The organism is Geobacter pickeringii, assembly GCF_000817955.1.
In the GTDB taxonomy this organism is placed as follows: Bacteria; Desulfobacterota; Desulfuromonadia; order Geobacterales; family Geobacteraceae; genus Geobacter; species Geobacter pickeringii.
Genome location: NZ_CP009788.1, coordinates 2,954,964 through 2,970,430, shown reverse-complemented (window position 1 = coordinate 2,970,430; position 15,467 = coordinate 2,954,964). Strand labels below are relative to the sequence as shown.

Sequence of the window (15,467 nt, the reverse complement as noted above, 5' to 3'; positions counted from 1 at the left end):
CTACAATCAACTGCCAGTTGTATTATAGATGCAGAAATGAACCAGTTAGCGTCACGCACAGCACATGCACCAGTCGTCATGCAGTGCCGCATGTTTTGAATCAACTTTGAATCATGCCGACTGCTGCCAGCTTGACCACGATCTTGACCACTGCGACCGCCAGCACCGAAACCAGACATGCAGCTGCCATGCTGACCGACATTGCCAACGCCAGAAGCGCGAAAAGCTCAGCCGCCAGTTATGACGATTGAGCTTTCTGCTGTGCCGCATTTACAAGTTATTGTTATTGCAGAATTTTGGAGCCGTTGGTCGGAATCGAACCGACGACCTGCTCATTACGAGTGAGCTGCTCTACCCCTGAGCCACAACGGCATTAACTGTATTTTTCTGCGTCCGCGCCACCCAGTTCCGTTGATTACGAATCAATTGCTCTACCATCTGAGCTAAGGTGGCATGAGATACGGCTGAACGGAAAATCTAACCCAATTTGACCTGATAGTCAACCCAGAACATGGAGGGGAGGTGCAGGCCGGCTTGACTGGGGGCGGAATTGTGGAATACTTGCCGGTATGCCACGAGATAACCTGTTTTCAGGATAGCCGAAAACGCTAAACCAACCGTGAGGTTGGGACAGAAAGCCAAGGGTCTCACCGAGACAGCCGGGATGCCGAAATATCCAGATGGGTATGATGGCGCCCGGTTTTTTTGTTCTCGGACTGCCGGATGAATGGAGTCTGTGGGTGGAAAGGGGGTGAGATCGCCTTCGGAAAACGCGACGCCGTCGGAAAAAGGAATTTTCGGGAACGACAAGGAGGTTTGCGTATGCGAGTAAAGCAATGGTTGTTCGTCGTGGGGGCGGCTCTCTTCGCCCTGTCGCTGGCCGGCTGCGGCGGTGGCGGGGGCGGGGCTGCCCCGGCAGCCGGCACGCCGGTGGTCAGCAAGGGGATGATCACCCAGCTGGGAAGCGTCTATGTCAACGGGATCAAGTTCAACGTCAACAATGCCGCCATCAACATGGAGGACCCCACCGACGTCTCCGGCGGACTCAAGGTCGGGATGATCGTCACGGTCAAGGGGACCCTCGACGATGCCTCCAACGGAACGGCGAGCAGTGTCGATTTCTCCGACAACCTGAAGGGTCCGATCGCAACGTTCAGCAACATCTCCAGCTCCATGACGGTCCTCGGCCAGAAGGTCAGGTTCGACCCGGCCCGGACGGTCTTCGACAACTTCTCCGGGGCCGGAACGATGGGGGTCAAGCCGGGTCAGATGGTGCAGGTGAGTGGCATGGCCGATGCGAGCGGTACGATCATAGCGACCCGCATCGAGCGGCATCTCCCCGATTGGACCCCCTCCTCGGTCATCGAGCTTAAGGGATCCATCGGCACCATCTCCGGCACCACCTTTACCATCAACGGTCTGCAGGTGGATGCCTCCGGCGTGACCCTGCCGACAGGGATGACCATCGGCACCTTCGTGCGGGTGGAGGGGACGCTGCCGGCGCTGAGCGGCGCACCGCTCAAGGCTACGGAAGTGAAACTGTTCACCGAAGGGGTTCAGGCAGAGGAAGGGAAGCATGCGGAGGTCGAGGGGCTGGTCAGCGGCCTCACCGGCACGACATTCATGATCGGAGGAACCGCCGTTGACGCCTCCGGAGCTTCTTCTTTTCCTGCCGGCGTTGCCAACGGCGTCATGGTGGAAGTAGAGGGGACCTTCGTCAACAACGTCCTGAAGGCGACCACTGTAAGGGTGGAGTGGACACCGCCGGTGGTGACGCCGCCCCCGCCGGTGGTGACGCCGCCCCCTGTGCCCACGCCGATCCCTGTGGATACGCCGGTGCCTAACGCTCCGAGCACGGTGACCGCCACCGGCGGCACCAATTCGGTGTCCGTCTCCTGGACGGCCGTGGCGGGGGCGACCTCCTACAATCTCTACTGGTCGACGACAACCGGGGTCACCACTGCCACCGGGACCAAGATCACCGGCGTCACCTCTCCCTCCCGGCAGACGTTCCTTGCCGCCAATACCACCTACTTCTACATCGTGACGGCGATGAACGGCGCGGGCGAGAGCGCCGCCTCCAGCCAGGCTTCGGCCACCACGTCGGCGACCGATGGCGTGGCGCTCTACGGTACCAACTGCGCCGGCTGCCATAACCCGTTGGCAACCTCAAGCAAGAAGAACCGGACCGCCGCCCAGATCCAGGCCGCGATCAACGGCAACGTCGGCGGAATGGGCTTCCTCTCCACGCTGACGGCGGCCCAGGTTCAGGCGATTGCGGATGTTCTGACGTTCTGATGAATTCGTTGCTGTGGGAATAGAATAAAGGAATGATGTTGACCGGCCGCCCGACAATGGGCGGCCGTACTTTTGTCGAGGTGGGCGGTTCGGGAGTCTACCCCTGTGCTGCCTGCTTTTCCATGGCGTCGTCCATCACCTTGTAGGCGCAGAATTCGCCACACATGGTGCAGGCGCCGTGCTCGGCGACCCCGGACTCGGAGCGCAGGCGCCGGGCCTTCTCCGGATCGAGGGCGAGGCTGAACTGCCCCTCCCAGTCGAGTTTCTTGCGGCATCGGGCCATTTTGATGTCCTTGTCGATCGCCCCCTTCACCCCCTTGGCGATGTCGGCGGCGTGGGCGGCGATGCGGGAGGCGATGACCCCCTCGCGGACATCCTCCACGGAGGGGAGGCGCAGGTGCTCGCTGGGGGTGACGTAGCAGAGGAAATCGGCGCCGGCCGTGGCGGCGATGGCCCCGCCGATGGCACAGGTGATATGGTCGTAGCCGGGGGCGATGTCGGTGACCAGGGGGCCCAGGACGTAGAAGGGGGCGCCGTGGCAGAGCCGCTTCTGGAGGAGGATGTTGGCCTCGATCTGGTTGAGCGGCACGTGGCCGGGCCCCTCGATCATCACCTGGACCCCGGCGGCCTGGGCCCGCTGGGTCAGCTCGCCGAGGATGATCAGTTCGTGGATCTGGGCCCGGTCGGTAGCGTCGGCGAGGCAGCCGGGGCGGAAGCCGTCCCCCAGCGACAGGACCATGTCGTACGCCTTCGTGATCTCCAGGAGCCGGTCGAAGTGCTCGAAGAGGGGGTTCTCCTGCCGGTTGTGCGCCATCCACTCCACGGTGAAGGCCCCGCCGCGGGAGACCACGTCCATGATGCGCCCCTCGTTCTTCATCCGCTCCACCGTGGCGCGGGTCACGCCGCAGTGGACGGTGATGAAGTCGACCCCGTCCTCGGCGTGCTTGATGATCCCTTCGAAGATGTCGTCCACGGTCATGTCGACGATCGCCTTCTTCTTGGTCCGGACCGCGTCCAGGGCCGCCTGGTAGAGGGGGACCGAGCCGATGCAGGCGCTGGTCTCGGCGATGATGGCGCGGCGGATCTCGTCCACCGGACCGCCGGTGGAGAGGTCCATGATGGCGTCGGCCCCGTGATGCACCGCCACCCGGGCCTTCTCCAGCTCCTTGGTGATGTCGGTGTCGTCGGCCGAGGTGCCGATGTTGGCGTTCACCTTGGTCCGCAGCCCCTTCCCTACGGCCAGGGGCCTGCCGTTGGCGTGCTTGATGTTGTGACAGATGATGATGGTGCCATCGGCGATGCCATCGCGGATGAATTCGGGGGCGACCCCTTCGGCCAGGGCGGCCTCCTTCATCTTGTCGGTGATGATCCCCTTGCGGGCGTATTCCAGTTGCGTCATGAAAAGCTCCTCGGTGAAAGTTGGCGTTACGTCGTTTCCTGGGCCGCCATGATATGGTTCACCGGCCCGTGCCCCCTGCCGAGGGGGTGGCCGAGCCTGATGGCAGCGGTGATGAATTGCTTGGCGTGTCCGATCGCCTCGCGCAGCGGCTCACCCTGGGCAAGGAAGGTGGCGATGGCCGAGGCGTAGGTGCAGCCGGTGCCATGGGTGTTCTTGCTGAGGATCCGGGGGGTGGCGTAGCGGTGGAAGGCGGCGCCGTCGAAAAAGATGTCGACGGAGTCGCCGGAGAGGAGATGCCCCCCCTTCACCAGAACGTTCCGCGCCCCGAGCCGGTGGAGGCGTCGGGCCGCTTCCTGCATCCCCTCCTCGTCGGCGATGGTCATGCCGGTGAGCCGCTCCGCTTCCGGGATGTTGGGGGTGAGGAGGTAGGTGAGCGGCAGCAGCTGCTCCTTCAGGACCCCCACCGCGCTGCGGTCCACAAGGGGGGCGCCCCCCTTGGCGACCATCACCGGATCGACCACCGTGATGCGGCGGCGGTACTCGGCGAGCTTGTCGGCCACGGCCGCGCCGATCTCGGCCGAGAAGAGCATGCCGGTCTTCACCGTGTCGATGGGGATGTCCGAGAGGACGGCGTCGAGTTGCTCCGCCACGAACCCGGGGGGGACGCCGTGGATGCCGCTCACGCCCCGCGTGTTCTGGGCGGTGAGGGCGGTGAGGACCGATGCGCCGTAGCTCCCGAGGAGGGTGATGGTCTTCAGGTCGGCCTGGATGCCGGCCCCTCCCCCCGAGTCGCTCCCCGCCACGGTGAGGACTGAACCTCGCGGTGGCGCGGCGCGGCGGTTGAAGAGGAGGGAGAGCTCTGCGGCTGCCAGGGCGGGATCGGGGGCGGCGAGGACCGCCGAGATGACCGCCAGGGCGTCGGCGCCCGCGTCGATGACCGTCCCGCCATTGTCGCGGGAGATCCCGCCGATGGCGACGATGGGGAGGGCGATCTGTTCACGGATGGCGGCGAGGGTCTCGGGGCCCGGCAGATGCTCCACCTCCTTGCTGGAGGTCGGGTACATGGCGCCGAAACCGAGGTAGTCCACGCCCGCCGCCTGGGCCTCCAGGGCTTCCCGGAGGTTGTGGGTGGAGACGCCGATAAGCCTCCCGGGACCGAGTATGCGCCGTGCCTCGCGCGGGTCGCCGTCCTCCTGTCCCAGGTGGAGGCCGTCGGCCTGGAGGGTCTTCGCCAGTTCCAGATCGTCGTTGACGATGAACGGCACCCCCCGCCTCGCGCAGAGTTCCCGAATTTCCTGGCCAATGGCGAGGCGGGTTTCGGCGTTCCCCTCCTTGTTCCGGTACTGGACCACCCGGGCGCCGCCGTCGATGGCCGCCTCAACCCGCTCCGCGAGGCGTTCTCCCCCGTCGGTGACGAGGTAGAGCCCCCGGATGACCGAGTCCTGCTTTTCGCGGCTGACGACGAGTCGAAGGGTGCGGCCGTTGGTACTCATGAACATCTCCCGAAACAAAAAAACCGTGACGGCGGTCACGGTTCCAGAAAATAGAAGAAGAGGTGCGGAGGTTTCTGGCCGCTTCCCTACGCCGGTGCAAACCGGATCAGGTTCAAAGGGTTCGGGCGCCGCCCGTCTCAGTTCTGTGCGAACTCCCCCAGCAGGCATTTTGTGTAAACAGGCTAAACGAATTTTCCCGCCAAGTCAATGTGTTTTAACCCTTGAGCCGTGCGGGTTTTGATCTTTACAGCATGTGGGAGAAGTGATAGTTGTTAGCTGTTCAGATGTGAATACTTGATAATTACCACCGCCGCCTGCCGACGGACAGCCCGGATGCTTCCATGGACAGCAGACCCACCATTGCAGAAATAGACCTTGCCGCCCTGCGCCACAACTTCGATCTCGTGAGGCGGACCGTTCCCGCCGGCTGCGGCATGCTGGCGGTGGTCAAGGCCGACGCCTACGGTCACGGCTTCATGGATATCTCCCGCGAGCTCGAGGCCCTCGGGGTGACCGCCTTCGGCGTCGCCTTTCTGGCCGAGGGGATCCAGTTGCGCAAGAGCGGCATCGACCGTCCGGTGCTGATCCTCGGCGGGGTCTACCCGGGGCAGGAGCGTAAGTGCATCGGCTACAACCTCTCCACCGCCCTCTTCAGCCTCGATCAGGCGCGGGTCCTGGACGAGGCGGCCGCGCGGCTCTACCGCAAGGCCAAGGTCCACGTCAAGATCGATACCGGTATGGGGCGGCTCGGCGTCGCCGCGGCCGATGCCCCCTCCTTTTTCCGGGAACTGCGCGACCTGCCGCATATTGAGCTGGAGGGGATCATCTCCCACTTTGCCTCGGCGGACGAACTGGACGACGAGGGGCGCCGTTACACCGACCGCCAGGCGGCCGCCTTTGCCGAAGCGGTGGCCGCGGCGCGGTCGCTGGGGCTCTCCCCCCGCTACGTCCACATCGCCAACAGCGCCGCCGCCTTCGGGATGGAGCTGCCGTTCTGCAACTTGGTCCGGCCGGGGATCGTCCTCTACGGGGCGCTCCCGTCGGGCGATTTCGAGGGGCGGATGGCGCTGCGACCGGTGATGCGGCTGCGGAGCACGGTCGCCATGCTGAAGGAGGTGGAGCCGGGGACGAGCATCAGCTACGCCCGCCGCTATACCTCCTCCGAGCGGAGACTCATCGCCAGCGTCCCCGTGGGGTATGCCGACGGTTACGACCGCGCCCTCACCAATCGGGGCGAAGTGCTGATCCGGGGGGAGCGCGCCCGGGTCACTGGCACGGTCTGCATGGACTGGATCATGGTCGACGTGACCGGGATCGCCGGCGTCAGGGTCGGGGACGACGTGACGCTCCTGGGGTGCGACTCCGCCGGCAACTGCGTCCGGGCGGAGGAGCTGGCCGCCTGGGCCGGGACCATCCCCTACGAAATCTTCTGCGGCATCAGTAAGCGGGTGCCGCGGGTCTATCTCAACGCGTCGCGCTGACGCCCACCCCGCGGAAGGGGTGCGATTCCTTCATACCTATCGGGACACTGACATGACCAACACTACGATCAAACTCACCGGCATGGTGACGGCTGCCGGTTGAGCGGCCAAACTGGGCCCGGCGGGCCTGGAAAACGCCCTTGGGGGCATCCTGGGGAAGAGTGTCGACGAGAACCTCCTCGTGGGGCCGGAGACCGCCGACGACGCGGGGGTCTACCGGATCGGGGAGGGGCTCGCCCTGGTGGAGACGGTGGACATCATCACGCCGCTGGTGGACGATCCGTTCACCTTCGGCCGGATTGCGGCGGCCAACGCCCTCTCGGACGTCTACGCCATGGGAGGGAAGCCAGTGACGGCCATGAACCTCGCCTTTTTCCCCGGTTGTACCCTGCCGTCAGAGGTGCTGGCGGAGATCCTGGCCGGGGGGCTCGATGCCGTGCGGGAGGCCGGGGCGTGCCTTGTGGGAGGCCACACGGTGGAGGATCATGAGTTGAAGTACGGCCTCGCCGTGACCGGCCTCATCAGCCCCGAGCGCGTGGTGCGCAACTCGACGGCCCGCCCCGGGGACCGGCTGGTTCTCACCAAGCCGCTGGGGACCGGGATCGTCGCCACGGCCCTCAAGGTCGACATGGCGTCCGACGCGGTGGTGGCGGAGGCAACCCGCTGGATGACGGGACTCAATGCCGCTGCCGGTGCGCTGATGCTCGAATGCGAAGCCTCGGCCTGCACCGACGTCACCGGCTTCGGCCTCATCGGCCACGCCTGCGAGATGGCCCGGGGGGGAGGGGTGACGCTGCGGTTCGACCGGGGCGTCGTGCCGGTCCTGGCCGGCGTCGCCGGCCTCGTTGCCGACGGAATGGTGCCGGCCGGCTGCTACCGCAACCGCGACCACTACACCCCCCACGTCGCCTTCGCCGGAGCGCCGGATCTGCTACTCCCCTTCTTCGACCCCCAGACCTCCGGGGGGCTCCTCATCTCCCTTGCTCCCGACGCCAGCCGCCGGTTTCTGGCCACCGCCGCCGACCGGGGGCTCTTCGCGGTGCCGGTCGGCGAGGTCCTCCCGGCCTGCGGGCATGCCGTTGAGATCGTCTGAGCCCCTCGCCGTCGCGGTCGATCTGGGGACCACGACCCTCGCCGCATCCCTTGTCATCCTCGCCACGGGGGAGCGCCTCGCCGCGGCCGGCTGCCTCAATCCCCAGCGGGAATTCGGCGCGGACGTCGTCTCCCGCCTCGATGCCGCCTGCCGCTCGGACGAGGCGGCGCACCGCATGGCCGATCTGGTCCGGCGGGAGTTGGCCCGCCTGACGGATGAACTGCTGTCGAACGCCGCTGCCTCGCCCGACTCCCTCCGCACCATTGCCGTCGCCGGCAACCCCGCCATGGAGCACCTCCTGCTCGGCCTGCCGGTGCGCTCCCTGGCGTTTCCCCCCTACCGTCCGCTCTTCACCGCCGGACGCCGCGGTCCGGCAGCGGATTTCGGGTGGGACTCCTCTGCCGACGTCTACCTCTTCCCCCTTCCCGGCGGATTCGTGGGGGGGGACACCGTCGCCTTTCTCCTCGGTGTCCATGATCCGGCTTCCCTTTCCGCCGCGCGCCTCTATCTCGACCTCGGGACTAACGGCGAGATCGCCCTGGCGGCCGGCGGCCGGCTCCTGGCCACCTCCGCCGCCGCCGGCCCCGCCTTCGAGGGGGGGAATCTCGCCTGCGGCATGGCGGCGCTCCCCGGCGCCATCAGCAGGGTGACCCTGGGGGGGGAGCGCCTTGCCATCACCACCGTCGGAGGGAGGCCGGCCACCGGCATCTGCGGCTCCGGGGTCCTCGACACCATCTCGCTGTTGCGGGAGCAGGGGGTGATCGACGCCACGGGGCGGCTCCTCCCGGCGGCGGAGATCGCGTCGAGCCTCGGCAACCGGGTGACGGAGGTGGGAGGGGCGCCGGCGTTCATCCTGCACCGGGACGCGACACGCACGGTCTGGCTCAGCCAGGAGGACATCCGCCAGGTGCAGCTCGCCAAGGGGGCGATCCGGGCCGGGATGGAGGTCCTTTTCGAGCGGGCCGGCATCCGCGGCGACGAGGTGGCGGAGGTGCTTCTGACCGGCTCCTTCGGTGCCGTCCTCGATCCGCGAAGCCTAAAAAACGTTGGAATTTTCACGGAAAAGATGGTACAAACGTCCGGCTTCATCCGGGAAGGGGCGCTGTGCGGTATCGAGAGAGCCCTTCGCTCACCGGAGGGGCTGACGGCGGCGGACCGTCTGGCTGACGGCATCCGCGTCATCCCGCTTTCCGGCACACCTGCCTTTGAGAAGCACTTTCTCGAACACATCAATTTTCCTCAGACAGACTGAACACCCACCGCGGAGAGACGAAGAGACGGAGAAAAACCGAAAATTAACCGGGACGAACGGAACAGCCATGAATTTAGTTCCGTCTGTTCTTCCGTTTTTTCACCCTTCTCCGTGCCCCCGTGTTGCCGTGGCTAATTCGCTTTCAAGGAGCATGTAAACAATGGCAAAGATTACCCGCGCGCTCATCAGCCTCTCCGACAAAACCGGCCTCGTCGAGTTTGCCCGGGAACTGGCAGGCTACGGCGTCGAGATCCTCTCCACCGGCGGCACCGCCAAGCTTCTGCGCGATGCGGGGCTTGCCGTCAAGGACGTATCCGAATTCACCGGTTTCCCCGAGATGCTGGATGGCCGGGTGAAGACGCTCCACCCCAAGGTCCACGGCGGCCTCCTCGGCATGCGCTCCAACCCCGAGCATGTGGCCACCATGAAACAGCACGGCATCGAGGCGATCGACATGGTGGTGGTGAACCTCTACCCCTTCGAGGCGACCGTGGCAAACCCCGACTGCCCCCTGGAGGATGCCATCGAGAATATCGACATCGGCGGCCCGACCATGCTCCGCTCGGCGGCGAAGAACAACGCCGACGTGACCGTCGTGGTGGACCCGACGGATTACCGCACCGTCCTCGACGAGATGCGTGCCTCGGGAGGCTCCGTTTCGAAGGAGACCAACTTCCGCCTGGCGGTGAAGGTCTACCAGCACACCGCCGCCTATGACGGCGCCATCTCCAACTGGCTTGGGAGCAGGACCGGCGAAGGGGTGTCCCCCTATCCCGACACCATCACCCTCCAGTTCCGAAAGGCCCAGGAGATGCGCTACGGTGAGAACCCCCACCAGGGTGCCGCCTTCTACGTCGAGCGCGGCGTGAAGGAGGCGTCGGTCGCCACCACCCGCCAGCTCCAGGGGAAAGAGCTTTCCTACAACAATATTGCCGATACCGATGCGGCGCTGGAATGCGTGAAGCAGTTCACCGAAGGGCCCGCCTGCGTCATCGTCAAGCATGCCAACCCCTGCGGCGTCGCCGTCGGCGCGACGCTCCTTGAAGCGTACGACCGGGCCTACGCCACCGACCCCGAGTCGGCCTTCGGCGGGATCATCGCCTTCAACCGCGAGCTGGATGCCGAAACGGCCCGGGCGATCTGCGACCGGCAGTTCGTGGAGGTGATCATCGCCCCGCAGGTCGCTGCCGGGGCCGTTGAGGTGGTGGCCGCCAAGAAGAACGTGCGGCTGCTGGAGTGCGGGGTGTGGCCCGAGGAGCCTGCACGGCGCCTCGACCTCAAGCGGGTGAACGGGGGGCTGCTCGTTCAGGATGCCGATCTGGACCTCTATGCCGAACTGAAAGTGGTAAGCGCGCGCCAGCCCACCGACCAGGAGATGAAGGACCTGATCTTCGCCTGGCGGGTCGCCAAGTTCGTGAAATCCAACGCCATCGTCTATGGGAAGGGGAACATGACCATCGGCGTCGGCGCCGGCCAGATGAGCCGCGTCAACTCTGCCCGCATCGCCGCCATCAAGGCCGAGCACGCCGGACTGGAGGTCAAGGGGGGAGTCATGGCCTCCGACGCCTTCTTCCCGTTTCGCGACGGGATCGATAATGCGGCCGCCGCCGGCATCACCGCCGTCATCCAGCCGGGGGGGAGCATGCGCGACGCCGAGGTGATCGCCGCCGCCGACGAGCACGGCATGGCGATGGTCTTCACCGGCATGCGGCACTTCAGGCACTGATTCGAGGAGGATACCCATGAATGTTCTCGTTATTGGCAGCGGCGGCAGGGAGCATGCCCTGGTCTGGAAGATCTCCCAGTCGCCCCTTGTGACCAAGGTCTACTGTGCGCCGGGGAATCCCGGCACCGGCCTCATCGCCGAAAACGTCCCGCTGAAGGTCGACGATCTCGACGGCCTCCTGGCCTTTGCCCGGGCGAACGGGATCGACCTCACCGTCGTCGGGCCGGAGCTCCCCCTCTCCCTCGGCATTGTGGACCGGTTCGAGGAGAACGGCCTCGCCATCTTCGGCGCCCGGCAGAATGCGGCGATCATCGAGGCGAGCAAGGCATTTTCCAAGGACCTGATGCACAAGTATGGCGTCCCGACCGCTGCTTACGGCGTTTTCACCGAGGTGGAGCCGGCGGTGGCGTTCATCGACAAGACGGGGATTCCGATCGTTATCAAGGCCGACGGCCTGGCCGCCGGCAAAGGGGTCATCATCGCCCAGAGCCGCGACGAGGCGGTGGCCACCGTCCGGGACATGCTTTCGGGCAATGCCTTCGGGGCGGCCGGCTCCCGGGTGGTGATCGAGGAGTTTCTCGTGGGGGAGGAGGCGTCGTTCCTCGCCTTCACCGACGGGAAAAACATCATCCCCCTCGCCTCCGCCCAGGACCACAAGGCGGTGTACGATGGCGACCAGGGCCCCAACACCGGCGGGATGGGGGCCTACTCCCCGGCTCCGGTGGTGACCCCCGCCATCCACGAGAAGGCGATGGCCGAGGTGATGCGCCGGACGGTGGACGGCATGGCGGCGGAGGGGCGTCCCTACCGCGGCGTCCTCTACGCCGGGCTCATGGTGAACGGCGGCGAGGTGAAGACCCTCGAATTCAACGCCCGGTTCGGGGACCCCGAGTGCCAGCCGCTGCTGATGCGGATGAAGTCGGATATCGTTCCGGTCCTCCTGGCGGTGGCCAGGGGGGATCTCTCGGGCGTCTCCATCGAGTGGCACGACAAGGCGGCCGTCTGTGTCGTCATGGCCGCCGGCGGCTACCCGGGCGACTACCGCACGGGGGACGAGATCAGGGGGCTCGACGGGGCCGCGGCCCTGGACGATCTCGTCGTCTTCCACGCCGGGACCGCCGAGGCGGACGGGAAGATCATCACCAGCGGGGGACGGGTTCTCGGGGTTACTGCCCTCGGCTCTACGGTGCAGGATGCCATCGACCGCGCCTATCAGGGGGTTGCGACCATAACGTGGGATGGGGTTCACTTCCGCCGGGACATCGGCGCGAAGGCCCTGAAACGCTGACTACCGGTTCCCGGCAAGGAGAATAAAAATGGACAAACCGCAGGTTTTGATCGTCATGGGAAGCGACTCCGACGTCCCCATTATGGAGGAGGTTGCCAAGGTCCTCGACCAGTTCGGGATTGCGTGGGAGATGCGGATCGCGTCGGCCCACCGGTCGCCGAAGAAGGCCGCCGCCCTGGCCTCCGGTGCCGCCGGTCGCGGCGTCAAGGTAATCGTCGCCGGAGCCGGCATGGCCGCCCATCTGGCCGGAGTGATTGCCGCCGACACCATCCTGCCGGTGATCGCCGTTCCGATCCCCGGCGGAGCCCTCAACGGGCTCGACGCCCTGTACGCCATGGTCCAGATGCCCGGCGGGATCCCGGTGGCGACCATGGCCATCGGGAAGGCGGGGGCTAAGAACGCGGGGCTTCTGGCGGTGCAGATCATCGCCCTCGGCGAGCCCGCTCTGAGCGCCAGGCTCCATGGGTACAAGGAGGCGATGGCCGAAGAGGTGGAGGCCAAGGATCGCGCTCTCCAGCAGCGTTCACCCGTGGCATAGCGATGGAGAGCCGCGCTCAGTAATGGCGCGGTTTGCGACAGTTTTTGGGGTGGATTTTTGCTTGACAAAACGCAACGGTGCTGTATAAGTTTCAGACGATTTTGATCCATTCCATAGAAAAGGGGTAAAACGATGAAAAAGATTGTCGCTGCTCTCGCTCTCACCGTCTTCGCTGCCGGCCTTGCCTTCGCCGCCGATGACATCGTCCTCAAGGCAAAGAACGGGAACGTCTCTTTCCCGCACAAGAAGCACCAGGAGGTCCTGAAGGACTGTAAGAAGTGCCACGAGAAGGGCCCGGGCAAGATTGAAGGGTTCGGCAAGGACGTGGCGCACAAGACCTGCAAGGGGTGCCATGAAGAGATGAAGAAGGGGCCGACCAAGTGTGGTGAGTGCCACAAGAAGTAATGTCGCTGCCGCGCAAGCGGCTTGAGGCAGCAGGCGGAAGGGGGGTAACTTCAATAGTTACCCCTTTTCTTTTTTAAGGGCAGGGACCACGCAAACAACCATTTGTCTTTCGCAGTCAATCTGCTTATAATGCACAACTGACGTGAACCTGTGTAAAATCCATCGCAATCCGGGAGAGTTACGTTGACAAACAGTAATCGAGGCTTTTTGCAGGCGTTGTGGGACTTTTTCTGTTCCCTCAAACTCGCCATATCCCTTCTCATCCTCCTTGCTGCCACGTCGATTATCGGGACCATCATCCCGCAGGGGCAGTTGAGGCCGGAGTACCTGCAGACCATCAGCCAAGCCAAGCTCAAGCTGTACAGCACCCTCGGCTTTTTCGACATGTACCACTCCTGGTGGTTCATGCTCCTGCTGTACCTCTTCACGGTCAACATCGTCGCCTGCTCCATCAAGCGGCTGCCGCGGGTCTGGAAGATAATCTCCGAACCGACCCTCGTGATGACCGACAGTTTCGAGAAGAGTCTCGCCCTTACCCATGATTTCAAGCCCGGCGGCGATGCGGCGACCCTGCGGGACAAGATGGTGGCCTTTCTCAAGGCGGAATTTGCCGCGCCGGTGGTGACCGAGCATGACGGCGAGTACCATCTCTTCGCCCAGAAGGCCCCCTACAGCCGTCTCGGCGTCTACGTGGTGCACCTGAGCATCGTCATAATATTCATCGGCGCCCTCATCGGCTCGTTCTTCGGTTTCAAGGGGTTTGTGAATATTACCGAGGGGGGAAGCGTCTCTGCCGTTCAGACCTTTTCAGGCCAGCGCATCAACCTCGGTTTCTCCGTGAAGTGTGACGATTTCAAGGCCACCTTCTACGATACCGGTGCCCCGAAGGAGTTCAGGAGCGTGCTGACGGTCACGGACAACGGCCGCGTCGTCATCGACAAGCGCCCGGTAATCGTCAATGATCCGCTGACCTACAAGGGGATCACCTTCTATCAATCGAGCTACGGCCAGGCCGAAGAGGGTGGCCTCTTCCACTTCACGGTTCGTGATCGGAAGGGGGGAGCACCGGTCAAGATTTCGGCAGGCTATGGCGAGAAGAAACCCCTTCCCGACGGTTCCATGATGCAGGTGCTCGAGGCAACCCAGGAGGTGAGCCAGTTCGTTCCCCAGTTCAACGGACCGGCCGCGCGGATCGAGGTGACCCCCAAAGGGGGGCAGCCCCTGGCCTTTATCGTCTTCAGGAACTTTCCCAACTTCGACGAGCAGCGGGGCGGGGCGCAGATCTTTACGTACGACGGCTCGGACGAAAAGATGTACACCGGTCTGCAGGTGGCGAAGGACCCCGGCGTCTGGGTTGTCTGGACCGGCTGCTTCATGATGGTGCTGGGGTGCTGCATGGCGTTCTTCATGTCCCACAAGCGTATCTGGGTGCGGGTACGCAAGGGGCATGTCACCATCGGCGGGGGGGCCAGCAAGAACCCGGCCGGGTTCCAGATTCTGTTTGACGAACTCGTCGACAAGCTGAAAAAACAGTAACGGCGGAGGATCTATTCAAATGACCAGTTCTATGATGTTCAATATAGCCACGTTTTCCTACCTGGTTTCCATGCTGATCTTCTTCGCTTTCCTGGCGACCAAGGTCAAAGGGGTGGGGCTGGCGGGCAGCCTCGCCTCCTACTTCGGATTCATCGTTCATACCACGGCCATCGTGCTTCGCTGGAAAGAGTCGTATGACATCGGTCATGGGCACGCCCCTCTCTCCAACCTCTATGAGTCGGTGACGTTCTTTGCCTGGACGATCATCCTGATCTTCGGCATCATCGATCTGAAGTACAAGTATCGGGTCGTTGGCGCCTTTGTCGTTCCATTCGCGCTCTTCGGCATGGCATGGGCCCAGCTGGGGCTCAGCAGCGGCATCGAGCCGTTGGTGCCGGCGCTTCAGAGCAACTGGCTCCTCTATCACGTCATTACCTGCTTCCTTGGGTATGCGGCATTCGCCGTCGCCTGTGGTCTTTCGATCATGTACCTGATCAAGGCGGGGCAGGAGGGTTCGGCGGACAGCACCGCCCAGGCCGGCGGCGTCATCTCGATGTTTCCTTCGATCAAGGTGCTCGACGACCTGAATTACAAGGCGATCATGGTCGGCTTCCCGCTCCTTACCCTCGGTATCATCACGGGAGCGGCCTGGGCGAACTATGCCTGGGGAACCTACTGGAGCTGGGACCCGAAGGAGACCTGGTCGCTGATCGTCTGGTTTGTCTATGCGGCGTTTCTCCACGCGCGGATCACGCGCGGCTGGGTCGGCAAGCGGGCCGCAATCCTTTCCATTGTCGGTTTTGCCGCCACCATTTTCTGCTACCTCGGCGTGAACCTCGTGCTGTCAGGGCTCCATAGTTACGGCGGCCGCTAAGAAGAGGGCAGGAATTTTGCATGGATAACGGCGGGTTTGTCGCGCACCAAATGCGTCCCGATTCCAATCTCTCCTGATTTTCCG

Annotated in this window: 12 protein-coding genes, 1 tRNA gene and 2 riboswitches; of the genes, 10 read left to right on the top strand and 3 right to left on the bottom strand. The window is 64.3% G+C overall.

The window, feature by feature from the left end; translation table 11 throughout:
• Positions 1-297: 297 nt before the first annotated feature.
• Positions 298-372, bottom strand: a tRNA-Thr gene (locus GPICK_RS13400).
• Positions 373-597: 225 nt separating this feature from the next.
• A riboswitch (cyclic di-GMP riboswitch) is annotated at positions 598-672 on the top strand.
• A 150-nt stretch (positions 673-822) separates the two neighbouring features.
• On the opposite strand from GPICK_RS13400, the gene GPICK_RS17515 reads away from it, so the two are divergent.
• A complete protein-coding gene (locus tag GPICK_RS17515; protein WP_158414182.1) occupies positions 823-2,298 on the top strand; it encodes a DUF5666 domain-containing protein in 1,476 nt (491 codons plus the stop codon).
• 97 nt (positions 2,299-2,395) lie between these two features.
• Here the strand turns inward: GPICK_RS17515 and thiC are convergent, their stop codons facing one another.
• Both thiC and thiD read right to left on the bottom strand, forming a co-directional pair.
• Positions 2,396-3,697: a phosphomethylpyrimidine synthase ThiC gene (gene thiC, locus GPICK_RS13390; protein ID WP_039744014.1), complete on the bottom strand. Its 1,302-nt coding sequence runs from the start codon at positions 3,695-3,697 to the stop codon at positions 2,396-2,398.
• Between the two features lie 26 nt (positions 3,698-3,723).
• Positions 3,724-5,190 carry a bifunctional hydroxymethylpyrimidine kinase/phosphomethylpyrimidine kinase gene (gene thiD / locus GPICK_RS13385; RefSeq protein WP_039745779.1) on the bottom strand — a complete coding sequence of 489 codons (1,467 nt, stop codon included), beginning with the start codon at positions 5,188-5,190 and terminating at the stop codon, positions 3,724-3,726.
• Between the two features lie 66 nt (positions 5,191-5,256).
• Positions 5,257-5,359, bottom strand: a riboswitch (TPP riboswitch).
• Positions 5,360-5,531: 172 nt separating this feature from the next.
• On the opposite strand from thiD, the gene alr reads away from it, so the two are divergent.
• From alr to ccsB, 9 genes are all read left to right on the top strand, one after another.
• Positions 5,532-6,671 carry an alanine racemase gene (gene alr / locus GPICK_RS13380; RefSeq protein WP_039744012.1) on the top strand — a complete coding sequence of 380 codons (1,140 nt, stop codon included), beginning with the start codon at positions 5,532-5,534 and terminating at the stop codon, positions 6,669-6,671.
• A 52-nt stretch (positions 6,672-6,723) separates the two neighbouring features.
• Positions 6,724-7,764, top strand: a complete 1,041-nt coding sequence (selD, locus tag GPICK_RS13375) for a selenide, water dikinase SelD (protein WP_084201444.1) — start codon at positions 6,724-6,726, stop codon at positions 7,762-7,764.
• On the top strand, positions 7,745-9,016 hold the full coding sequence (locus GPICK_RS13370) for an ASKHA domain-containing protein (RefSeq protein ID WP_039744010.1): 1,272 nt from the start codon (positions 7,745-7,747) through the stop codon (positions 9,014-9,016). The genes selD and GPICK_RS13370 overlap by 20 nt, the downstream gene beginning before the upstream one ends.
• Before the next feature lie 160 nt (positions 9,017-9,176).
• Positions 9,177-10,742, top strand: coding sequence for a bifunctional phosphoribosylaminoimidazolecarboxamide formyltransferase/IMP cyclohydrolase (gene purH / locus GPICK_RS13365; RefSeq protein WP_039744009.1), 1,566 nt, complete (start codon positions 9,177-9,179; stop codon positions 10,740-10,742).
• Positions 10,743-10,758: 16 nt separating this feature from the next.
• Positions 10,759-12,030, top strand: coding sequence for a phosphoribosylamine--glycine ligase (purD, locus tag GPICK_RS13360; protein WP_039744007.1), 1,272 nt, complete (start codon positions 10,759-10,761; stop codon positions 12,028-12,030).
• A 28-nt stretch (positions 12,031-12,058) separates the two neighbouring features.
• The gene (gene purE, locus GPICK_RS13355) at positions 12,059-12,568 is read left to right on the top strand and encodes a 5-(carboxyamino)imidazole ribonucleotide mutase (RefSeq protein ID WP_039744005.1); all 510 of its coding nucleotides are present in this window, start codon (positions 12,059-12,061) and stop codon (positions 12,566-12,568) included.
• Positions 12,569-12,700: 132 nt separating this feature from the next.
• Entirely contained in the window at positions 12,701-12,973 is a 273-nt protein-coding gene (locus tag GPICK_RS13350) for a cytochrome c7 (protein WP_039744003.1), read from the top strand.
• A gap of 183 nt (positions 12,974-13,156) precedes the next feature.
• Positions 13,157-14,509 (top strand): cytochrome c biogenesis protein ResB, encoded by a 1,353-nt coding sequence (gene resB / locus GPICK_RS13345; RefSeq protein WP_039744001.1) that lies wholly within the window; start codon positions 13,157-13,159, stop codon positions 14,507-14,509.
• 19 nt (positions 14,510-14,528) lie between these two features.
• On the top strand, positions 14,529-15,383 hold the full coding sequence (ccsB, locus tag GPICK_RS13340) for a c-type cytochrome biogenesis protein CcsB (protein WP_039743999.1): 855 nt from the start codon (positions 14,529-14,531) through the stop codon (positions 15,381-15,383).
• Positions 15,384-15,467: the final 84 nt, after the last annotated feature.

Excerpts from the sequence above, each read along its gene's own strand:
- GPICK_RS17515 (WP_158414182.1), top strand. The coding sequence starts at position 823 with ATGCGAGTAAAGCAATGGTTGTTCGTCGTGGGGGCGGCTCTCTTCGCC.
- thiC (WP_039744014.1), bottom strand. The coding sequence starts at position 3,697 with ATGACGCAACTGGAATACGCCCGCAAGGGGATCATCACCGACAAGATG.
- thiD (WP_039745779.1), bottom strand. The coding sequence starts at position 5,190 with ATGAGTACCAACGGCCGCACCCTTCGACTCGTCGTCAGCCGCGAAAAG.
- alr (WP_039744012.1), top strand. The coding sequence starts at position 5,532 with ATGGACAGCAGACCCACCATTGCAGAAATAGACCTTGCCGCCCTGCGC.
- GPICK_RS13370 (WP_039744010.1), top strand. The coding sequence starts at position 7,745 with ATGCCGTTGAGATCGTCTGAGCCCCTCGCCGTCGCGGTCGATCTGGGG.
- purH (WP_039744009.1), top strand. The coding sequence starts at position 9,177 with ATGGCAAAGATTACCCGCGCGCTCATCAGCCTCTCCGACAAAACCGGC.
- purD (WP_039744007.1), top strand. The coding sequence starts at position 10,759 with ATGAATGTTCTCGTTATTGGCAGCGGCGGCAGGGAGCATGCCCTGGTC.
- purE (WP_039744005.1), top strand. The coding sequence starts at position 12,059 with ATGGACAAACCGCAGGTTTTGATCGTCATGGGAAGCGACTCCGACGTC.
- GPICK_RS13350 (WP_039744003.1), top strand. The coding sequence starts at position 12,701 with ATGAAAAAGATTGTCGCTGCTCTCGCTCTCACCGTCTTCGCTGCCGGC.
- ccsB (WP_039743999.1), top strand. The coding sequence starts at position 14,529 with ATGACCAGTTCTATGATGTTCAATATAGCCACGTTTTCCTACCTGGTT.